General features: G+C 69.6%; 6 protein-coding genes. 2 read left to right on the plus strand and 4 right to left on the minus strand.

Annotation, left to right across the window (positions count from 1 at the left end; translation table 11 throughout):
• Nucleotides 1-5: 5 nt before the first annotated feature.
• On the minus strand, nt 6-620 hold the full coding sequence (locus QZ951_RS17220) for a hypothetical protein (RefSeq protein WP_293002844.1): 615 nt from the start codon (nt 618-620) through the stop codon (nt 6-8).
• Between the two features lie 242 nt (nt 621-862).
• Here QZ951_RS17220 and QZ951_RS17225 point away from each other — a divergent pair, with 242 nt between their 5' ends.
• Nucleotides 863-3,229, plus strand: a complete 2,367-nt coding sequence (locus QZ951_RS17225; protein WP_293002846.1) for a hypothetical protein — start codon at nt 863-865, stop codon at nt 3,227-3,229.
• 50 nt (nt 3,230-3,279) lie between these two features.
• Entirely contained in the window at nt 3,280-5,100 is a 1,821-nt protein-coding gene (locus QZ951_RS17230; RefSeq protein ID WP_293002848.1) for a DUF1302 domain-containing protein, read from the plus strand.
• A gap of 33 nt (nt 5,101-5,133) precedes the next feature.
• On the opposite strand, the gene QZ951_RS17235 is transcribed toward QZ951_RS17230, so the two are convergent.
• The 3 genes from QZ951_RS17235 to QZ951_RS17245 all read right to left on the minus strand — a co-directional run bounded on the left by QZ951_RS17235 (nt 5,134) and on the right by QZ951_RS17245 (nt 18,058).
• On the minus strand, nt 5,134-7,716 hold the full coding sequence (locus tag QZ951_RS17235; protein WP_293002850.1) for a cation-translocating P-type ATPase: 2,583 nt from the start codon (nt 7,714-7,716) through the stop codon (nt 5,134-5,136).
• A complete protein-coding gene (locus QZ951_RS17240) occupies nt 7,713-8,873 on the minus strand; it encodes an AI-2E family transporter (RefSeq protein WP_293002852.1) in 1,161 nt (386 codons plus the stop codon). The genes QZ951_RS17235 and QZ951_RS17240 overlap by 4 nt, the downstream gene beginning before the upstream one ends.
• A gap of 272 nt (nt 8,874-9,145) precedes the next feature.
• On the minus strand, nt 9,146-18,058 hold the full coding sequence (locus QZ951_RS17245; RefSeq protein WP_293002854.1) for a glycoside hydrolase family 94 protein: 8,913 nt from the start codon (nt 18,056-18,058) through the stop codon (nt 9,146-9,148).
• Between the last annotated feature and the right edge of the window lie 23 nt (nt 18,059-18,081).

Below are 18,081 nucleotides of genomic sequence, written 5' to 3' on the forward strand. Positions count from 1 at the left end.
CGGCGTCAGCCGTTGACCCGCCGCAACGGCGCCGTCGCGTCGAAATCGATCCACTGCCCGGCATCGATGATGCCTTCGGCGGCATCGATGTCCGTGGCCCCATGCGCCTGCAGGATGCGGATCGCCGATAGCTGCCATGCGGCGTCGCTGGCGGTCACGGCGATCAAGGTGCCGGGCTGGCGCTGCAGGCTGCTGGGCGGTGTCTGCTGCTCGTCGCGATGATCCGGGTCGGCGGGATCGCCGAGCTTGTTCAAGGCACCGACCAGCGAGCCGACGTAGGCACCGGCTCCCGCACCGGCGACGGCCGCACCGGGACCGAGGAACGGCACTGTCAGCAGGCCGGCGGCAATGCCGACCGCACCGCCGATCGCCGCGCCGGACAGTGCACCGCCGGCGGCCGGATCGTCGCCGGGCGATTCGAGCTGTTCGACCGTCGTCGTTGCCGGTGGCGCTGCGGTTGCCGACGGCGATTCTTCCGCCGTCGCCGGCTGGGCCGGCGGCAGACCGGCGACGACGAGCGACGCCGTGCCCGTGCGCGCGAAGCCGGCGCCATCGAGTTCAGCCAGCGCCAGGCGCACCTGTTCCGCGTTCTGGAAGTTGCCGGTGATCAGGGTCGACATCGCGTGCTCCTTGCAGGCGCACGCCGCGCCGGCCGACGGCCGGATGACGTTGTGCGCACTGCAGCCTCGCCCGCCGACAGCGCCCGGTCTGTACGGCAGCGCGCAGCAGGGCCGCTGCTACGTGTGCTGGCGCACGGAGCACCCGGTACTCGAGTGGGATGGTCCCATTGACGAATAGCACGCAGTCATTCATAAGAACGAGGCGACGCCACGGCGCGCTTCACACCCTGGAGGAGGTTCCCATGCGCTCGACCGTGCGCCCGATGGTCCGTTCCCGTCTGTTCGTCATCCTGTCCGCCGCGCTGTCCGCCACGGCGCTGCTCGCCGGTTGCGGCAGCGGCAATGGCGGTGACGGCGGCCTGCTGGCCAGTCCGTCATCCGCGTTCTCGCTGTTCGATCCAACCGGCGTCAGCAACACCGCCACGCCGGGCAGCGCGATCATCCCGTTCCCGTTCGACGGCCTGTTCGCCAACAGCCCGACGCCGACGCTGAACATCCCGCTGCCGGACGCCGCCAATCCGGCCAACCCGGCGAATGCGCTGGTGGTCTCGGCCAACCTGCAGGACGGCTTCTCGACCACCGCCTCGATCTTCACCGACTTCGCCGGCTTCATCGATTTCGCGACCGTGCCCCGCGGCCTGCTGGTGATCAATGGCCGCACCGGCCAGCCGCTGGTCTACGGCAGCGACTACACGGTGCAGACCTCGACCGCGATCGGCAGCGATGGCGTGCCGCTGAATCTGGAACGCACGCGCATCCTGATCGAGCCGCTGAAGCCGCTGGCGCCGTCGACGACCTACATCGTGGCGCTGACGCCGGCGATCCAGAGCCGCGATGGCCTGCCGATCGTCGCCAGCGACTACTTCCGCGCCGTGCGCAGCGCGACACCGGTGGCCTCGCAGACCGGCAACTTCGCCGCGGCATTGACGCCGGCGCAGCGCACCACGCTGGAAGCGGTGCGCAGCCAGCTGATCCGGCCGCTGGTGCAGGTGCTGACCGCGCCACCGGCGCAGGGTGGCGCGGGACTGACCGAGGAACAGGTGATCATCGCGTGGAGCTTCACCACGCAGTCGATCGACAGGACCCTGCGCTCGGTCGCGGCGCGCGCCACACCGGGCGTGATCCGGGCAGTGCCGACCGGTCTGACCACGCAGGCCGTCGGCGGCTTCGGGCTGGCCAGCCTGTATGCCGGCATCACCACCGTGCCGTACTACCTGAACAACGCCGGCACGCCGGCCAATCCGCAGTCGCAGGCGCCGCTGACCGGCTATTGGCGCGCGGATCCGACGCGTCCGGATCCGGGCGTGTTCGCGCCAACGCAGTTGTCGGCACAGCCCGTGCCCTGCGCCGCGTTCACGCCGGCCGCCGGTCTGGGCCTGAGTCCAAGCCCGAGTACCACCGGCTGCTTCCCGGCCGTCGACATCGCCACGGCAACGACCGAGACCATCCCGGTGCTGGTCACCGTGCCCAGCCCGGCCAGCGGTCGCGTCCGCCCGGTCACTGGCTGGCCGGTGGTCATCTTCCAGCACGGCATCACCCGCAACCGCGCGGACCTGCTCGCCGTCGCCGACACGCTGGCGCAGGCCGGCTTCGTGGCCGTGGCGATCGACCTGCCGCTGCACGGTGTCGCCCCGCCGGACCCGCTGCTGCCGCAGCCGACCGATCCGCTGTATCGCAACGGCCTGTTCGCCGGTTCGCCGGCCGCAGCCCTGCAGACCGGCGAGCGGACCTTCGATCTGGACCTGCAGAGCAACGCCACCGGCGCCGCCGGACCGGATGGCCGCGCCGACACCTCGGGCAGCTGGTTCATCAACCTGCCGAGCCTCGTCACCAGCCGAGACAACATCCGGCAGGCGGTGTCCGACCTGCTGACCCTCGAAAAGACGCTGGCCGGGCTCGATCTCGACGGCGACAACGCGGGCGACATCGACACCACGCAGATCCGCTTCTTCGGACATTCGCTCGGCGCGATCGTCGGCACCACCTTCCTCGGCGTCAGCAGCAACACCAATGCCGCGGCACTCGCCAACCCGGGTGGCGGCATCGGCAAGCTGCTCGATGGTTCGGCGTCGTTCGGGCCGCGCATCGCCGCCGGCCTGCAGGCGTCCGGCGTGCGCGAAGGCACGGATGACTACGAAACCTTCCTCCGCTTCGCCCAGACCCTGGTCGATTCCGGCGATCCGCAGAACTACGCGGTGGCCGCGCGTGCCGCCCACCCGATCTACCTGATCGAAGTGCAGAACGACACCGTGGTGCCGAACGCCGTGCCGTCGAACTGCACGTCGGCACCGACCGGGCTCACCTGCAGCAACAACGCCGCGGCCGATCGCGTGCTGATCGCGGGCTTCCTGTCCGGCACCGATCCGCTGGTACGGACGATGGGCCTGACGACCGTCGGCCCACTGACCATTCCGCTTGCCGCGCAGGCGCCGATCACCGGCGCCAGCCTCGGCCTCGTCGCCCGCTTCACGCAGGGCAACCACGGTTCGATCCTCGATCCGAGCGGCGGCAACGTCAACGCGGCGGTGACCTGCGAGATGCAGCGTCAGACCGCGAGCTTCCTCGCGACCAACGGCACCGCGCTGCCGGTCGGAGGCACCTGCCCATGAGCCGCGCCCCGACCTCCGCCCTCGATCCCCACGAATCTGGAAGCCCGGCCATGACCGCCCCACTCGTTCCCGTCTTGCGCCGCACGCTGATCGCGTCGGCGATCCCGTCCTGCACCACCGCCTCGGCCTGGACCACCGAATGGCGCGACGTCCGCATCACCGTCGACAACGCCGTGACCGCCGGCGCCGCCATGCGGGTCGAAGGCGCCGATCCGCGCCTGATCGGCATCGCCAACGGCGGCACCGCGTATTCGATCAACGAGGACGACGGCAACCTGAACTTCCGCAAGGGCACCATCACGTCCAGCATCCTGCAGCTGAAGACCGACCTCAGCGTGAAATACGAGGACTACGGCTTCTTCGTCCGCTCGCTGGCGTTCACCAACCCCACCGTCGCCGGCAAGAACCTGTTCGACGAATCCGACTACGGCCCGGGCACGGAAGCGCCGCTGTCGGAACTGGCCGCGAAGCGCAAGGCGGTGAAGAGCCACAACGGCTCGCGCGCGAGCATTCTCGATGCCTTCGCCTACGGCAATTTCTCGGTGCTCGATCACGAACTGACCCTGAAAGTCGGCCGCCAGATCCTGAACTGGGGCGAGTCGACGTTCATCCAGAACGGCCTGAACAGCCTCGTGTCGTTCGATGCCAATCGCCTGACCACGCCGGGCTTCGAGCTGAACGAGATCACCGTGCCGGTGCCGATGATCTTCGCCAGCACCACGCTGTTCCCGAACGTGAGCCTCGACGGCTTCTACCAGATCGGCTGGCAGCGGACGAACATCCATGCCTCCGGCAGCTATTTCGGCAGCAACGACTTCGCCGGCATCGGCGGCACCCGCGCCTACATCGACTTCGGCCGCGCCGGCGAGAACGCCGTCGCCGGTTCGTCGTGCGCCGGCCTGCCGGCCGGCGCGCCAACCTGCGTGCCGTTCGGCAACAGCGTGCCGCGCGCGGCCGACCGCACGCCCGGCTCGGGTGGCCAGTACGGCGCGGCGCTGCACGCCTACGTGCCAGCGCTCCACAACACCGATCTAACGTTCTACGCCACCCGCTATCACAGCCGTCTGCCGCTGTTCAGCGGAACATCCCGGGCCACGCCGAGCTCGCCGGCAAGCGATGCCAACTACTTCAGCGAGTATCCGAAAGGCATCGAGATGGTCGGTGCCTCGTTCAACACGCTGATCCCGTTCGGCTTCGCGCTGCAGGGCGAGTACAGCTTCAAGCATCGGCAGCCGCTGCAGCTGCAGGCGGTGGAACTGCTGCTGACCGGCCTGGGCCAGCCGAGCCAGATCGACCCGATTCCCGGTGATTCGCTCGGCAACAAGTACATCCGTGGCTACCGGCGCAGCAATGTCAGCCAGGGCAATGTCAGCATCACCCAGCTGTTCGCGCCGAACAGGATGTTCGGCTACGACGATCTGCTGCTGCTCGCCGAAGTCGGCTACACCTACGTGCACGGGCTGCCCAGCCAGTCGCCGGATGGCCTGTACTACGAAGGCCCGGCCGCCTATCTGCCGGGCGACCGGCCGACGGCGACGGCGCTGGGCCTGCCGGTGCAGGACCCGGCGAGCTTCCCGACCAAGATGAGCTGGGGTTACCGCGTGCTGCTGCGGCCGACCTACAACAACTTCCTCGTCGGCCAGCTGATCTTCCAGCCGACGGTGGTCTGGCAGCACGATGTCGCCGGCATCACGCCGACGCCGCTGACCAACTTCGTGCGCGACCGCCGCACGCTGACGCCGCTGATGCAGATGCGCTACGGCCAGAGCCTGAGCTTCGAAGTGGGCTACACGATGTTCTTCGGCGGCGGCCAGCAGAACCTGCTGCGCGATCGCGACTTCGTGCAGACCAACGTCAAGTACTCGTTCTGATCCGCCAACGATCAGTGCCCGATCGGCGCCTGCTCAACCGGGCGACTGCGTGAACGAAGGCCGGCTGCGGAACCAGCCGGCCTTCATCGTTTCCAGCAGCACCAGCAGACCCGTGCCGCAGGCCAGCGCCAGCGCCAGTTGCACCGGACTCAGCGGCGCGAAACGGAACAGCTCGCGCACCGCCGGCACCGCCAGCGAGACGCCGAGCATCGCCAGCACCGCCACGCCAAGCCAGCGCAGCGCCCGGTTCGGCCGAAGCAGCGCCTCGATCAGCGACGCGCCGAACGAGCGGTTGACGAGAATCAGCCCGAGATTCGCCAGCACCAGCACGGTGAACACCAGCGCGCGGATCGTGGCTTCGTCCAGTCCGGCACGGGACGCGCCGACCAGCAGCGCCGCCAGCACGGCCAGCACCACGCCGCCCTGCATCACCGCCCAGACGATGCGCTCCCGCAGCAGCAGGGCGTTGCCCGGATCGCGCGGCGGGCGGGTCATGACGTTGTCCTCCTCGCCCTCGGCCTCGAACACCACCGAACACGCCGGATCGATCAGCATCTCGAGGAAAGCGATGTGGATCGGCGTCAGCATCAACGGCAGACCGAGCAGCAGCGGCAGCAGCGCCAGCCCGGCAATCGGGATGTGGACGGCCACGATGTATTCGATCGCCTTGCGCAGGTTGTCGTAGATGCGCCGGCCGAGCCGGATCGTCTTCACCACCGAGCCGAAGTCGTCGTCGAGCAGCACCAGCGCGGCGGCTTCACGCGCGACATCGGTGCCACGTCCGCCCATCGCGATGCCGATGTCCGCCGCCTTGATCGCCGGCGCGTCGTTGACGCCATCGCCGGTCATCGCCACGACTGCGCCGGCGGCCTTCAGGCATTGCACCAGCCGCAGCTTCTGGTTCGGCCGGATGCGGGCGAAGACCGCGGTATCGGCCAGCGCCTGCCGGAGTTCGACGTCGGACATCGCCTCGATCTCGGCACCGGACAGCACGCGACCGGCGTCAATGCCGGCCTGGCTGGCAATCGCGATCGCGGTCGCCGCGTAGTCACCGGTGATCATCACCACGCGGATGCCGGCCGCGCGGCATTCGGCCACCGCCGCCGGCACGTTGGCGCGCAGCGGATCGGCAAAGCCGACGAGGCCCAGCCATTCGAACGGAAGACCGCGCGGGCTGTTGGCCGGTGTCGCGACCTGCGCGGGCGTCAGCCGGGCGCGGGCAACGCCGAGCACACGGATGCCGGCGGCCGCCATCGCGTCGGCCTGCTGGCGCGCCGCGTCGAGCCGCTCGGCAGGCAGCGCGCACAACGACGCGACCGCTTCGAGCGCGCCCTTGGTGAAGGCGGTCGCGCCGCCGCCGGTGTCATCGTCGACGATGACCGTCACCGCCATCAGCGCGGGCCGCAGACCATGGCGATGACGACGGACGCGCGCAGCCAGCGGCGCGATCCGCGACGGCAGCTGCCGTTCGATGAAGCCGGCCAGCGCGACATCCATCGGGTCCGTCGGCTGCTCGTCGCTGGCCAGGCGGGCCGCTTCGAGCGTGTCGCGACAGCCGGGCGACAAGGCGCCATCGGTCGCGATCTGCCAGCGATCATCATCGCTGCAGACGATGGCGGCGATCGACATGCGGTTCTCGGTCAGGGTGCCGGTCTTGTCGGTGCACAGCACGGTGGTCGCGCCGAGCGTCTCGATCGCCGATGCGCGGCGCGTCAGCACCCGTGCCTGCGAGATGCGCCACGCGCCCATCGCCATGAACACGGCCATGACCAGCGCGAATTCTTCCGGCAGCAGCGACATGCCGATGGCAATGCCGCCCAGAAGCGCCTGCAGCCACGAGCCGCGCAGCCAGCCGTACAGCAGCACCGTCAGCACGCCGGCAATCAGGCCGATGATCGCGAAATCGCGCACGAACCAGCCGATCTGCTGCTGCAGATGCGGCTGGCCGGTTTCGATGCCGCCGATGGCGCTGCCGATCTTGCCGAGCTCGCTGCGTCCGGCGGTCGCGATGACGCAGGCACGCCCGCTGCCGCGCACCACCAGCGTGCCGCCGAAGATCAGTCGCACTGGGTCGCCACCGGCGCTCGGCGCGACCGCCTCGTCATCCGCCGTCGCCGCGCGCTTGTGCACCGGCACCGATTCGCCGGTCAGCAACGATTCGTCGACCAGCAGATCCTGCGCGTCGATCAGGCGGGCATCGGCCGCGACGCGATCGCCCTCGCCCAGCGCCAGCCAATCGCCGACGACAACGTCGCGGCCGGCGATCGTCTGCCGCTCGCCATCGCGGATCACCGTTGCCCGCGGGCTCGCCAGCCGGCGCAAGGCCCCGAGCACGTTTTCGCTGCGCGATTCCTGCACCCAGGTGATCGTCACCGACAGCGATGCGAAGGCCAGTAGCAGGATCGCCTCGGTGCGGTCACCGAGCAGCAGGTAGACGATGCCGCCGCCGATCAGCAGCGCGAACATCGGCTGCCGCAGCAGATCGAACAGCAGCCGGAACACGCTGCGCCGGGCCGCCGACGCGATCTCGTTCGGGCCATCGGTCGCCAGTCGCCGCGCAGCCTCGGCGGCGCTCAGCCCCTGTTCGCCCGCCTCGCGGGCTTCGGCGTCGATCATCGCGGCGGTGGCTCGGGATGCGGGCTGGCTGCCGGCAACGGGTTGCCGTTCCGGGCCCAGACATCGAGCAGGGCCAGGGTCACGCTCAGGATCACCGGGCCGAGGATCAGACCCGCGCTGCCGAACACGAGCAAGCCGCCGACGATCGCGATGAACGCCGGCACCGTGTGCAGCTTCAGCCGCGCGCCGACCAGCATCGGCCGCAGCAGGTTGTCGATGGTGCCCACCACCAGCACGCCCCACAGCACCAGCACCAGCGCGGCGGCCCAGCGATTCTCGACCACCAGGAACAGCGCCGCCGGAATCCAGACCACGAAGGCGCCGAGCACCGGCACGATCGCCAGCACCATCATCACCACGCCCCACAGCAGCGGGGCCGGCAGGCCGAGTGCCCAGAACATCAGTCCGCCGAGCAGGCCCTGGACCGAGGCCACGGCGAGCGTGCCGTAGACCGTGGCGTGAATGCAGTCATCGATGCGCGGCAGCATCGTGTCCATGTCGCGCGGGCCCAGCGGCGTCAGTCGCCGCACGGCTGAGAGCACCATCGTGCGATCGCGCAGCAGGAAGAACAGCAGGTAGAACACGAGGCCAAGGCCGATGATCTGCACCGCCGAGCCTCGGGCCATCGCGCCCGCCGCGTTGCCGAAGCGATCGGTCAGCAGCTTGACCGTCTGCGCCAGATCGATCCGGGCCTCGATCGCCGCCGCAGGTCGCGCCAGCAGCGGCTGTTCGGCCAAGCGTTGTCGCCATTGTCCGGAGGCGGCTTCGGCCTCGACGCGGGCGGCACCGACCATGGCTTGCACCGCGAGCTGCTGGCCGACGAAGGCCGCCGGCGCCACCACCAGCAGGCCAATGACGAAGACCGATGCCAGCGCCGCGCGATTGGCCGAGCCGAGCATCCGTTCGAGCCGCTGCTGCATCGGCGCGAAGATCACCGCCAGCGCCGTGGCCCAGACCAGCGGCGTCAGAAACGGCAGCGCCATGCGACCGCACAGATAGAGCCCCGCCGCGGTCAGCAGTGCCAGCAGCGCTGCGGTCAGCGCATCGCGACTGATCAGCCGTCGCGTCATCAGGCCCTGCCCGCGCGGCTCTCCGCCATCCGGACGGCGGCGCACGATCGATCGGCCACCCGAGCGGCTGCCGTCGGATTCGATCACCGGCCGGTGCCCGTGATCGGCAGCCGATCATTCCCGCCGACAGGCCAGTGTGCAGTCAGAGTCATCAGCGAGCACCGGTCGGAGGGAGGCTCACGATGCGCGGCGCGCAGCGCGGCAATCGGTACGCAGCCGCACGCAGGCTCTTCGACCGCAAATCGGCCTGCGGCGTGGGAACGCTCGCGTGCGGCGCGCCGGGCCCGCCTGGAATCGAGTCCAGACGATCGGGAGATGCATATAGCTGCTCAGGTGTCCGCTGTGTCAGCGCCGCGCTGCTACGGGTCTGCCTGCGCGCGGGTCCGGGGCGAGATCGGCATCGTGCTTCCGTGCACGATCTCGACCGTGACCCGATGCTCGCGGTGATCGTCGGCCAGCGGAATCAGCGGCTGCGGCAGGCGTTCACCATCGAGCATCACCGTGATCGACGGCACTGCATCCGGTTCGGTGCGCTGGCTGATTTCGATTCGGTAGCTGCTGCCGCGATGGCGATAGCGCAGGCCGAGCTGCGGCCAGTGCCGCGGCAGGCATGGCGCGATCCGCAGATGGTCGCCGTCGCGGGTCAGGCCCAGCAGCGATTCGAGCATCAGCCGGTACAGCCAGCCGGCCGAACCGGTGTACCAGCTCCAGCCCCCGCGGCCGACATGCGGCGCCACGGCGTAGACATCGGCTGCGACGACGTACGGCTCGGTGCGATAGATCGCGACATCGGCTGCCGTGCGCCCGTGATTCACCGGGTTGATGATGCCGAACAGTTCCCAGGCGCGCGCCTGATCGCCCTGCGCAGCAAACGCCATCGCGGCCCAGATCGCGGCATGGGTGTACTGGCCGCCGTTCTCGCGCACGCCGGGCAGATAGCCCTTGATGTAGCCGGGGTTCAGCCCGGAGCGGTCGAACGGCGGATCGAGCAGCTGCACCAGCCCGCCACCCGGCACGTCGCGCTTGACCAGCAGGCGATCGACACTGTCCATCGCGATTCGCACGCGCGCCGGCTCGCCGGCACCGGACAGCACCGCCCAGCTTTGCGTCACCGAATCGATCCGGCATTCGTCATTGCCGGCCGAGCCGAGCGCAGTGCCGTCATCGAACCACGCGCGCTTGAACCACTCGCCATCCCAGGCCACGGCGTCGAGCCGCACGGCCAGCGCTGCCGCTTCGGCCAGACAGCGGTCGCCGAACCCGGCATCGCCATGATCGCGGGCGATCGGCGCGAAGCGCTTCAGCACGTCGACGAGGAAGAAGCCTAGCCAGACGCTTTCGCCGTGACCTTCGATGCCGACGAGGTTCATGCCGTCGTTCCAGTCGCCGGACCCCATCAGCGGCAGACCGCGGCTGCCGAAGCGCAGGCCATGCTCGATTGCCCGCCGGCAATGCCGGTACAGGCTTTCCGGCTCGCCCGAGCGTATCGGCAGGTCGTAGCACGATTCTTCGTCGGCATTCAGCGGACGACCGTCGATGAAGTACACCGGCTCGTCGAGCACGCCGGTATCGGCGGTCGCGCCGACGTAGCGCGCCGTGGCCAGCGGCAGCCACAGGTAGTCATCCGAGCAGCGCGTGCGCACACCGCGGCCGCTCGGCGGATGCCACCAGTGCTGGACATCGCCTTCGGGATACTGCCGCGCCGCCGCCCGCAGCAGGTGCTCGCGCACCAGCGCCGGCTCGGCATGCACCAGCGCCATCGTGTCCTGCAGTTGATCGCGGAAGCCGAAGGCGCCGCCCGACTGGCTGTAGCCGCTGCGGGCCCACAGGCGGCAGGCCAGCGTCTGGTAGACCAGCCAGCCGTTAGCCATCACGTTGAATGCGGCATCCGGCGTGGTCACCTGCACGGCACCGAGCGTGCGGAGCCAGTAGCGGTGGACATTGTCGAGGGCATTGCGCGCAGCGCCGGTGCGCCGGAAGCGCTGCGCGAGCCGGCGGGTCTGGTCGCGATCATGGCCGGCACCGAGGCGAAAGATGATCTCGCGGCTTTCGCCATCGGCCAGATCGAACGGCACCTGGATCGCGCCGCACGGGTCCAGCGCCGCGCCGAGCCGGCCGGACAGCCGGGCGCGGCTCATGGCGTCCGGGGTCTGCAGCGAGCCGTTGCGGCCGAGGAATTCGCCGCGATCGCCAGTCAAGGTGCGCGAAGCATCGTCGACATCGAAGAACGCGATGCGGCCCTCGAACTCGGTGTTGTAGGCATTGCGGGCAAACAGCGCACCACTCGCGGCATCGATCTCGGTGACCACCTGCATCGCGGTGTTCGGGCGCAGGTCGCCGAGCACCCATTCGACATAGCCGGTGGCCGAAAGCCGCCGCGCGCGGCCGGAACCGTTGCGGACTTTCAGCACCGAGAACTTCACGGACTCCTCGAGATCGACATAGACCGTGAGCTCCGAGCGGATGCCGCCGCAGGTGTGCTCGAAGCGGCTGTAGCCGAAGCCGTGGGCGGCGATGTACGGCATCGCACCGCGCACCGGGAACGGCGTGGGCGACCAGTAATGGCCGCTTTCCTCGTCGCGCAGGTACAGCGCTTCGCCGCCGCTGGCGCCCACAGCATCGTCGTGCCACGGCGTCAGGCGGAACTCGTGCGCGTTCTCGCTCCAGCTGTAGCTCGATCCGCTTTCGGCGATCACGGTGCCGAAGTGCGGATTGGCGATGACATTGACCCACGGCGTCGGCGTCATCCGTGCGGCCGTGGTCGCGATGCGGTACTCGCGGCCATCGGCACTGAAGCCGCCGAGCGGATGCGACAGGATCAGGTCCGGCATCGGCGGCGGCAGTTCGGCGATCGGCTCGAGTCGATGGCTGCGGCTGACGATCAGCCGCGGCACGCGCGGATCGACGATCGCGCGCCGATGCACCTGCTCGCCGAGATCGCCGCGACCATCGGCGATGATCACGCGGGCCACGGCCTGCAGCAGGATGCGGTCCTCGTTCGAAATCTGCTCGGCCGAGCGCACGTAGATGCCGCCGGGGCGGTCGATGACATGGGCTTCGATGCCGGTCGCGATCAGCCCCATGATCTGATCCTGCAGCCGCTGTCGATAGCTGACGTGATCCTCGTTCCAGATCACCAGATCGACCGCCAGCCCCTTCAGCCGCCACCAGGCATGGCACTGGATCAGCTGCCGCGCGAGTTCGATGTGCGCGGTATCGGCGATCTTCAGCAGCACGATCGGCAGGTCGCCAGAAATGGCATAGCCCCACAGGCCGGACTGGCCACGACGGTTCTGGATCAGCACGCCGGCCTCCGCCCGCAGGCCGGCGTTGGCGTAGATCACCGAGCCGGCGAGCTTGCGATACAGCTGGGCATCGGCCTCGCTGGCGTTGATCTGGCGGCGGGTGACGCCGGCATGGGTCCAGGCCAGATCGAACACGCGATCGGCCATGTGCCGGTCCTGGTACTTGTCGACCAGCAGCATGCAGGCCTCGCGGCTGTCAGCGGCGCCGGACACCCAGTCGATGGTCGCCGACGCTTCGGCTTCGAGCACGATGCGGCAGCGGATCGCCATGCACGGGTCGAGCACCGGCCCGGCGGTGCCGGACAGCGCTGCGTCGCCGACCATGGCGGCCGGTGCCGCCACCGTGCGGCCACGGCCGATGAAGCGGACGCGGTCGGTTTCGAACGACAGGCCGCGCACGTCGGTGCCATGCGCGGCAAGTCGATGGAACATCCACGGCCGGGCGTCGCCGAGCGAGCGCGGCCGCCGCGTGCCGAGCACCGCCTGCCGCTCCGGCACGATCTCGGTCTGCATGAACAGGTTCGAGAACGCGGTATGGCTGGCATCGGCGGCCGGGGTCGCCAGCACCGCTTCGGAATAGCTGGTCAGCTCGATCGTGCGGCGGCTGCGCGAGCGATTGGTGATGCGCACGCGCTTCAGCTCGATGTCGTCTTCCGGCGACACCACGATCTCGCTGTAGGTCTCGATCTCGTGATCGAGCCGCCGGAACTCGGCGCGGCCTTCGGAGAACGTCGCTTCGTAGCGGTCGGCGCGGCGGCCGGTCGGATGGTGCGCGGCCGACCAGACATCGCCGCTGGCGATGTCGCGCAGATAGAGGAACGAACCCCAGGCGTCGCTCGTCGCGTCCTCGCGCCAGCGGGTCACGGCCAGCTGGTTCCAGCGGCTGTAGCCGCCGCCGGCGCTGGTCACCATCACGTGATAGCGGCCGTTCGACAGCAGCTGCACTTCCGGAGTCGGCGTGGCAGCGGGGAACGGGGCCTGGGTCGCCGCTTCGGCGGCATCGGCGAACACCGAGGTCTGCTCGGCATCGGCGCTGCGATCGAGAAACACCGCGTGCTTCGGGATCCGCTCCTGCAGCAGCAGCAGGGTCGCCTGACACTGCGGGTCCGACGCGAAGCGGCGCTGCATCGGCTGCTGCAGCAGCAGGCTCGCGATCGCCAGCAGACTCATGCCCTGATGGTGGGCCATGTACGACTGCACGATGACCCGGCTTTGCCCGCGCGGCATCCGCGACGGCGTGTAGTCGATCGCCTCGTGCAGGCCGTAGCGGCCTTCCAGTCCGTCCGCCGACAGCCGCTGCAGATTGCTGCAGGCCGCTTCCGGTTCCACCATCAGCGCCAGCGCCGAGGCATACGGCGCGATCACCGAATCGTCGCCCAGCCCGCGCTTCAGCCCGAGACCCGGCACGCCGAACGCGTGGTACTGGTAGTTCAGGCCGGCATCGACCGTGTTGTAGCCGGATTCCGACACGCCCCACGGCAGGCTGCGCTGCTCGCCGTAGGCGATCTGCCGGGCGACGGCGGCGCGGCAGGTCTGGTCGAGCAGACTGTCGGCATACGTCGGCATCACCAGCATCGGCATCAGGTACTCGAACATCGAGCCGCTCCACGACACCAGGATCGGCTCGCCGTCGACGGTGGTGCGCAGCCGGCCGAGCGCGAACCAGCTTTCCTGCGGCAACTGGCCCTGCGCGATGGCGACGAAGCTGCACAGCCGCGCTTCCGAGGCCAGCAGATCGTAGTAGCTGGCATCGCGGCGGAACTCGTCGACGTTGTAGCCGATCGCCAGCAGATGCCGGGTGCGGTCGTACAGGAAGCCGTAGTCCATCGTCGCGAAGCCGGTGGCCTGCTGCGCCAGCTGATCGCAGGCGGCGATCCGCTCGGCGCAGCGACTGAGGCCTTCGAGCACGGCGGCGCGCTGCTCGGACAGCCAGCCGCGCTGGTAGGCGGACAGCTCGTGCCGACGCTGGTCATCGAGCGCTGCCAACCAGTCCGCGGCGGCGGCCGGGAAGCTGCGGCTGCTCGGCACGGTCGCCAGATCGGCCAGCGCCACGAAGCCGCCCGGTGCTTCGGCCAGCAGCAGCCAGGGCGCGGACTGCACGAGATCGGTCAGCGCATCGCGGCACTGCCGGTCGAAGGCGATGGCCCAGTACGTGGCGTCGTCGTGGGCATCGGGATAAGCCGGCCGCACGGCATCGCCGCCCGATCCCGGCATCGGCTGCGCCTCGGGATCAAGCCCGTTGGCAGCGGCGGCATCGGTGCGCTCGGACGCGATTGCCCGCAGCCAGTTCAGATGCTGGCGCAGGCTGGCGTTCTCGGCGTGGCTGGCAGCGGTCAGCGTGCGGCGCAGCGCGGTCAGCCTTTCAAGGCCGTCCGGCGTGTCGATGGCGTCGTCGTCGCGGCTCGCCGTGCGGACGTCGATCAGCAGGTCGAGCGTGTCGATCAGGCCGGTGTAGACGCTGCGGTCGACCATCGGCTGATCCGGCAGCGCCAGCAGCCCGGCGCGCAGGGTCAGCAGGTGGCCGGCCAGATTGCCGCTGTCGACCGACGAGATGTAGCGCGGCGGCAGCGGCGCCAGCGTGCGGGTGTCGTACCAGTTGTAGAAATGGCCGAGATGGCGCGGCAGCACGGCGAGCGTCGCGAAGCTGGCCGCAGTGCGCCGCAGCAGCGTGCCGGTGCTGACGTAGCCGAAGTCATGCGCCGCCAGATTGGCCAGCAGCGCCATGCCGATGTTGGTCGGCGAGGTCCGGTGCGCGGTGATCGGCCCCGGATGCTGCTGATGATTGTCCGGCGGCAGATGGTGATCCTCGGCGCCGACATGGCGCTCGAAGAACGCCCAGGTCTTGCGCGCGATGCGGCGCAGGTAGCGCGTCTGCGTGTCGGACAACGATGCTTCGCTGCGCTGCGGTGGGTGGCTCAGCCATGCCGCCAGCCACGGCGCCGCCAGCCACAGCACGAGGATCGGCCAAGCCGCCAGCAGCGCGGCCGGACGCGCCAGCATCAGCACGGCGATGACGGCGATGGCCAGCAGCGGCGCGATCGCCATGCGCCGCAAGGTGCCGGCCAGCGACGTGGCCAACGACTCGGCAGCGGCCGCGCCGGGTTCGCCGGCGATCTGCCATTCGAGCAGGCCGCGATGCGAGACCTGCATCCGCCACAGCGTGCGGACGATGGCGTCGAGGCTGTACGCGGCCTCGAACGGCAGGCAGGCCACGCGGAACAGCACGCGTTCGAGACTGCGCCGGGCGTTGCGGCCGACGCCGGGCAGATGGCGATGCCAGCGCACGTCGTCCGGGCGTCGCAGCGCATCGACGACGCTCACCAGCAGCAGCGGCAGCAGCGGTAGCGCCAGCACCGTCGCGGTCCAGAACGCCGGATACGGCAGCCAGCGCCAGCCGCACAGCGTCATCGCGACCAGCGCCGGCGCGGTCAGGCTGCGCCGCAGGTTGTCGGCGAGCTTCCAGCGCGACAGCGCCGACAGCGGGTTGTGCAGCCGTGTGCCGGCAGGCCCCGGCACGTTCGGCAGCAGCCAGCGGGCGATCTGCCAGTCACCGCGGATCCACCGGTGCTGCCGCCGGGCATCGGCCAGATAGCGCGCCGGGTATTCCTCGAACAGGTCGACATCGCTGAGCAGGCCGGAGCGCGCGTGACAGCCTTCCAGCAGGTCGTGGCTGAGGATGCGGTTGTCGGGGAAACGGCCGTCGAGCGCCTGCTCGAAGGCATCGACATCGTAGATGCCCTTGCCGATGAACGAGCCTTCGCCGAACAGATCCTGATAGACGTCGGACACCGAGCGCGTGTACGGATCGATGCCCGGCTCGCTGCCGGCCATGTCGGCATATCGCGAGCGCGGTGCGGCCGACAGGCTCGCCGCCATCCGCGGCTGCAGGATGCCGTAGCCGCCGGTCACGCGCTGCGCCCGTGGATCGAAGCGCGGCCGGTTCAGCGGGTGTGCCATCGCGCCGACCAGTTGCCGCGCCGTGTCGCGCGGCAGCAGCGTGTCGGCATCGAGCGTGATCACGTAGCGCACGTCGCGCAGGCGACGGCTGTCGCCGACGATGCAGGCGAAGCGGTCCTCGCCGTGCCCGCGGAGCAGCGCGTTCAGATCCGACAGCTTGCCGCGCTTGCGCTCGAAGCCCATCCACAGCCGTTCGCCGGCATTCCAGAAGCGCGGCCGGTGCAGCAGATGGAAGCGGTCGCCGAGCGTCGTGTCCGGCTCGGCATGACGCTGGTTCAGCGCAAGGATGCCGTCGCGTGCGCGCTTTACCAGCGCTTCATCGTCCGGCGTTGTTTCATCATCGGCATCGACGACATCGGTCAGCAGCGCGAAATGCAGGTTGTCATCGCGATTGCCGAGGTAGCGGACTTCCAGCGCTTCCAGCAGCGCATCGATGCCGGCCGGCGTGGCGAGCATCGACGGCACCACGACCAGCGTCCGCATCGAAGGCGGCAGGCCACGCGCATAGTCCATGCGCGGCAGCCGCTGCGGCGTCATCAGCAGCGTGACCAGCCAGTTCGCAAGGGCCGTCGCCATCTGGCTGGCGGCCAGCAGTGCCACCACCGCCAGCAGTGCCAGCGCCCAGTCCGGCACGTCGTCGCCCGCAGCGACCCGGAGCAGGCCGGCGGTCACCGCCATCGTCAGCAGCGCGATGACGCCGAGGTGGATCGCCAGCGGCGAACGCGCGGCAGCCCGTCGCAGCCGTTCGATCGGCGGCAGCTGCGCCTGGATCGCCTGTTCGAGCTGCGGCTGGCCCTGGTCGATCAGGTAGTAGCCGACATGCCCGCGATGATCGCCGTCGCCGTACTGGCGACGCGCCAGTCGGCTCAGCGCCACGGCGGCCCGCGCGATATCGATCTCGGCATGCGGGCTGCAGCGCGCCAGCGTATCGATGGCGTGGCGATAGCGGTCGCGCGTCGCGAAGTCCATGCCGGCGTAGTCGCCATCGCCGTGGCCATCGCTGTCCTCGCGCAGCACCTGCTCGACCTTCGACATGGTCTCGACGAACACGCGCCAGTCCAGCGCGCCGAGCAGGCGCAGGCTGCCGATGCTGTTGCTGATCGACACCTGATCGGCGGCCTGCTGCTGGTTTTCCTGCAGTACCAGCTGCTCGATGGTCTGGCTCGACTCGGCCAGCCGCTGCTCGATCCAGGTCAGCGGCAAGGCCAGTGCCGGGCCGTGGCCCTGCAGCCGGCGCGCGAGTTCGGCGACGAAGGTGCTGACCATCGGCGGATCGGAGCGTGCCATGTCGGCGATCACGAGGATCAGGCTTTTCGGGTCGCTTTCGGCCATCGCCATCATCCGGTCGGCCCAGTCCTGCGCCTGATCCAGATGCTGTCGCGTCGCGGTGATGTGGGCACCGACGCGACGCAGGTTCTCGATCAGCGCCAGTCGCAGCATGATCGGGATCGCCCACAGCTCGCCGAGCGCAAGCGGCTCGAGCGTCTGATACGCGGTGATGAAGCGGCCGAGGATCTCGGCATCGATCCGCCCGTCGCCGTGCGAGATCGCGTTCAGCGCCAGATCGTAGACCCGCGGCAGGTTCGCGGATGGACCCTCGGCCAGCCGCGGCAGCTCGCGGCTGTAGGCCGCCGGCAGATGCTGACGCGCCGTGCGGATCTGCTCCTCGATCAGGTAGAAGTTGTCGAGCAGCCACTCGCCGGCGGGTGCGATCCGTTGCCGCGCCTTGACCGCCTCCGCCAGCACGGCCGCGGTTTCGCGCAGCGTCGCTTCGTTCGATGCCAGCCGCTTCAGCAGCAGATCACCGCGCGCGCCCGACGACAGCCGATGCAGCGCCGCCAGCGCCTTGCCGTGCGCTTCCATCTGCTCGAGGCTGAACAGCTCGGCCCGCAGCGGCAGTTGCTCGCCATCGTCATCGCTCGCGGCCAGCCGCCGCGTATCCCGCAGGCGCTGGCGCAGGCCTTCGAGCCATTCACGGATCGACGCGGGCCCTGACTGAAGAGGGCTCATGCGCAGGCGAGGCCTGCTGCCGA

Origin of the sequence: Nevskia sp. (genome assembly GCF_021732705.1) — a bacterium.
Classification (GTDB): Bacteria; Pseudomonadota; Gammaproteobacteria; order Nevskiales; family Nevskiaceae; genus Nevskia.

Excerpts from the sequence above, each read along its gene's own strand:
- QZ951_RS17220 (WP_293002844.1), bottom strand. The coding sequence starts at position 620 with ATGTCGACCCTGATCACCGGCAACTTCCAGAACGCGGAACAGGTGCGC.
- QZ951_RS17225 (WP_293002846.1), top strand. The coding sequence starts at position 863 with ATGCGCTCGACCGTGCGCCCGATGGTCCGTTCCCGTCTGTTCGTCATC.
- QZ951_RS17230 (WP_293002848.1), top strand. The coding sequence starts at position 3,280 with ATGACCGCCCCACTCGTTCCCGTCTTGCGCCGCACGCTGATCGCGTCG.
- QZ951_RS17235 (WP_293002850.1), bottom strand. The coding sequence starts at position 7,716 with ATGATCGACGCCGAAGCCCGCGAGGCGGGCGAACAGGGGCTGAGCGCC.
- QZ951_RS17245 (WP_293002854.1), bottom strand. The coding sequence starts at position 18,058 with ATGAGCCCTCTTCAGTCAGGGCCCGCGTCGATCCGTGAATGGCTCGAA.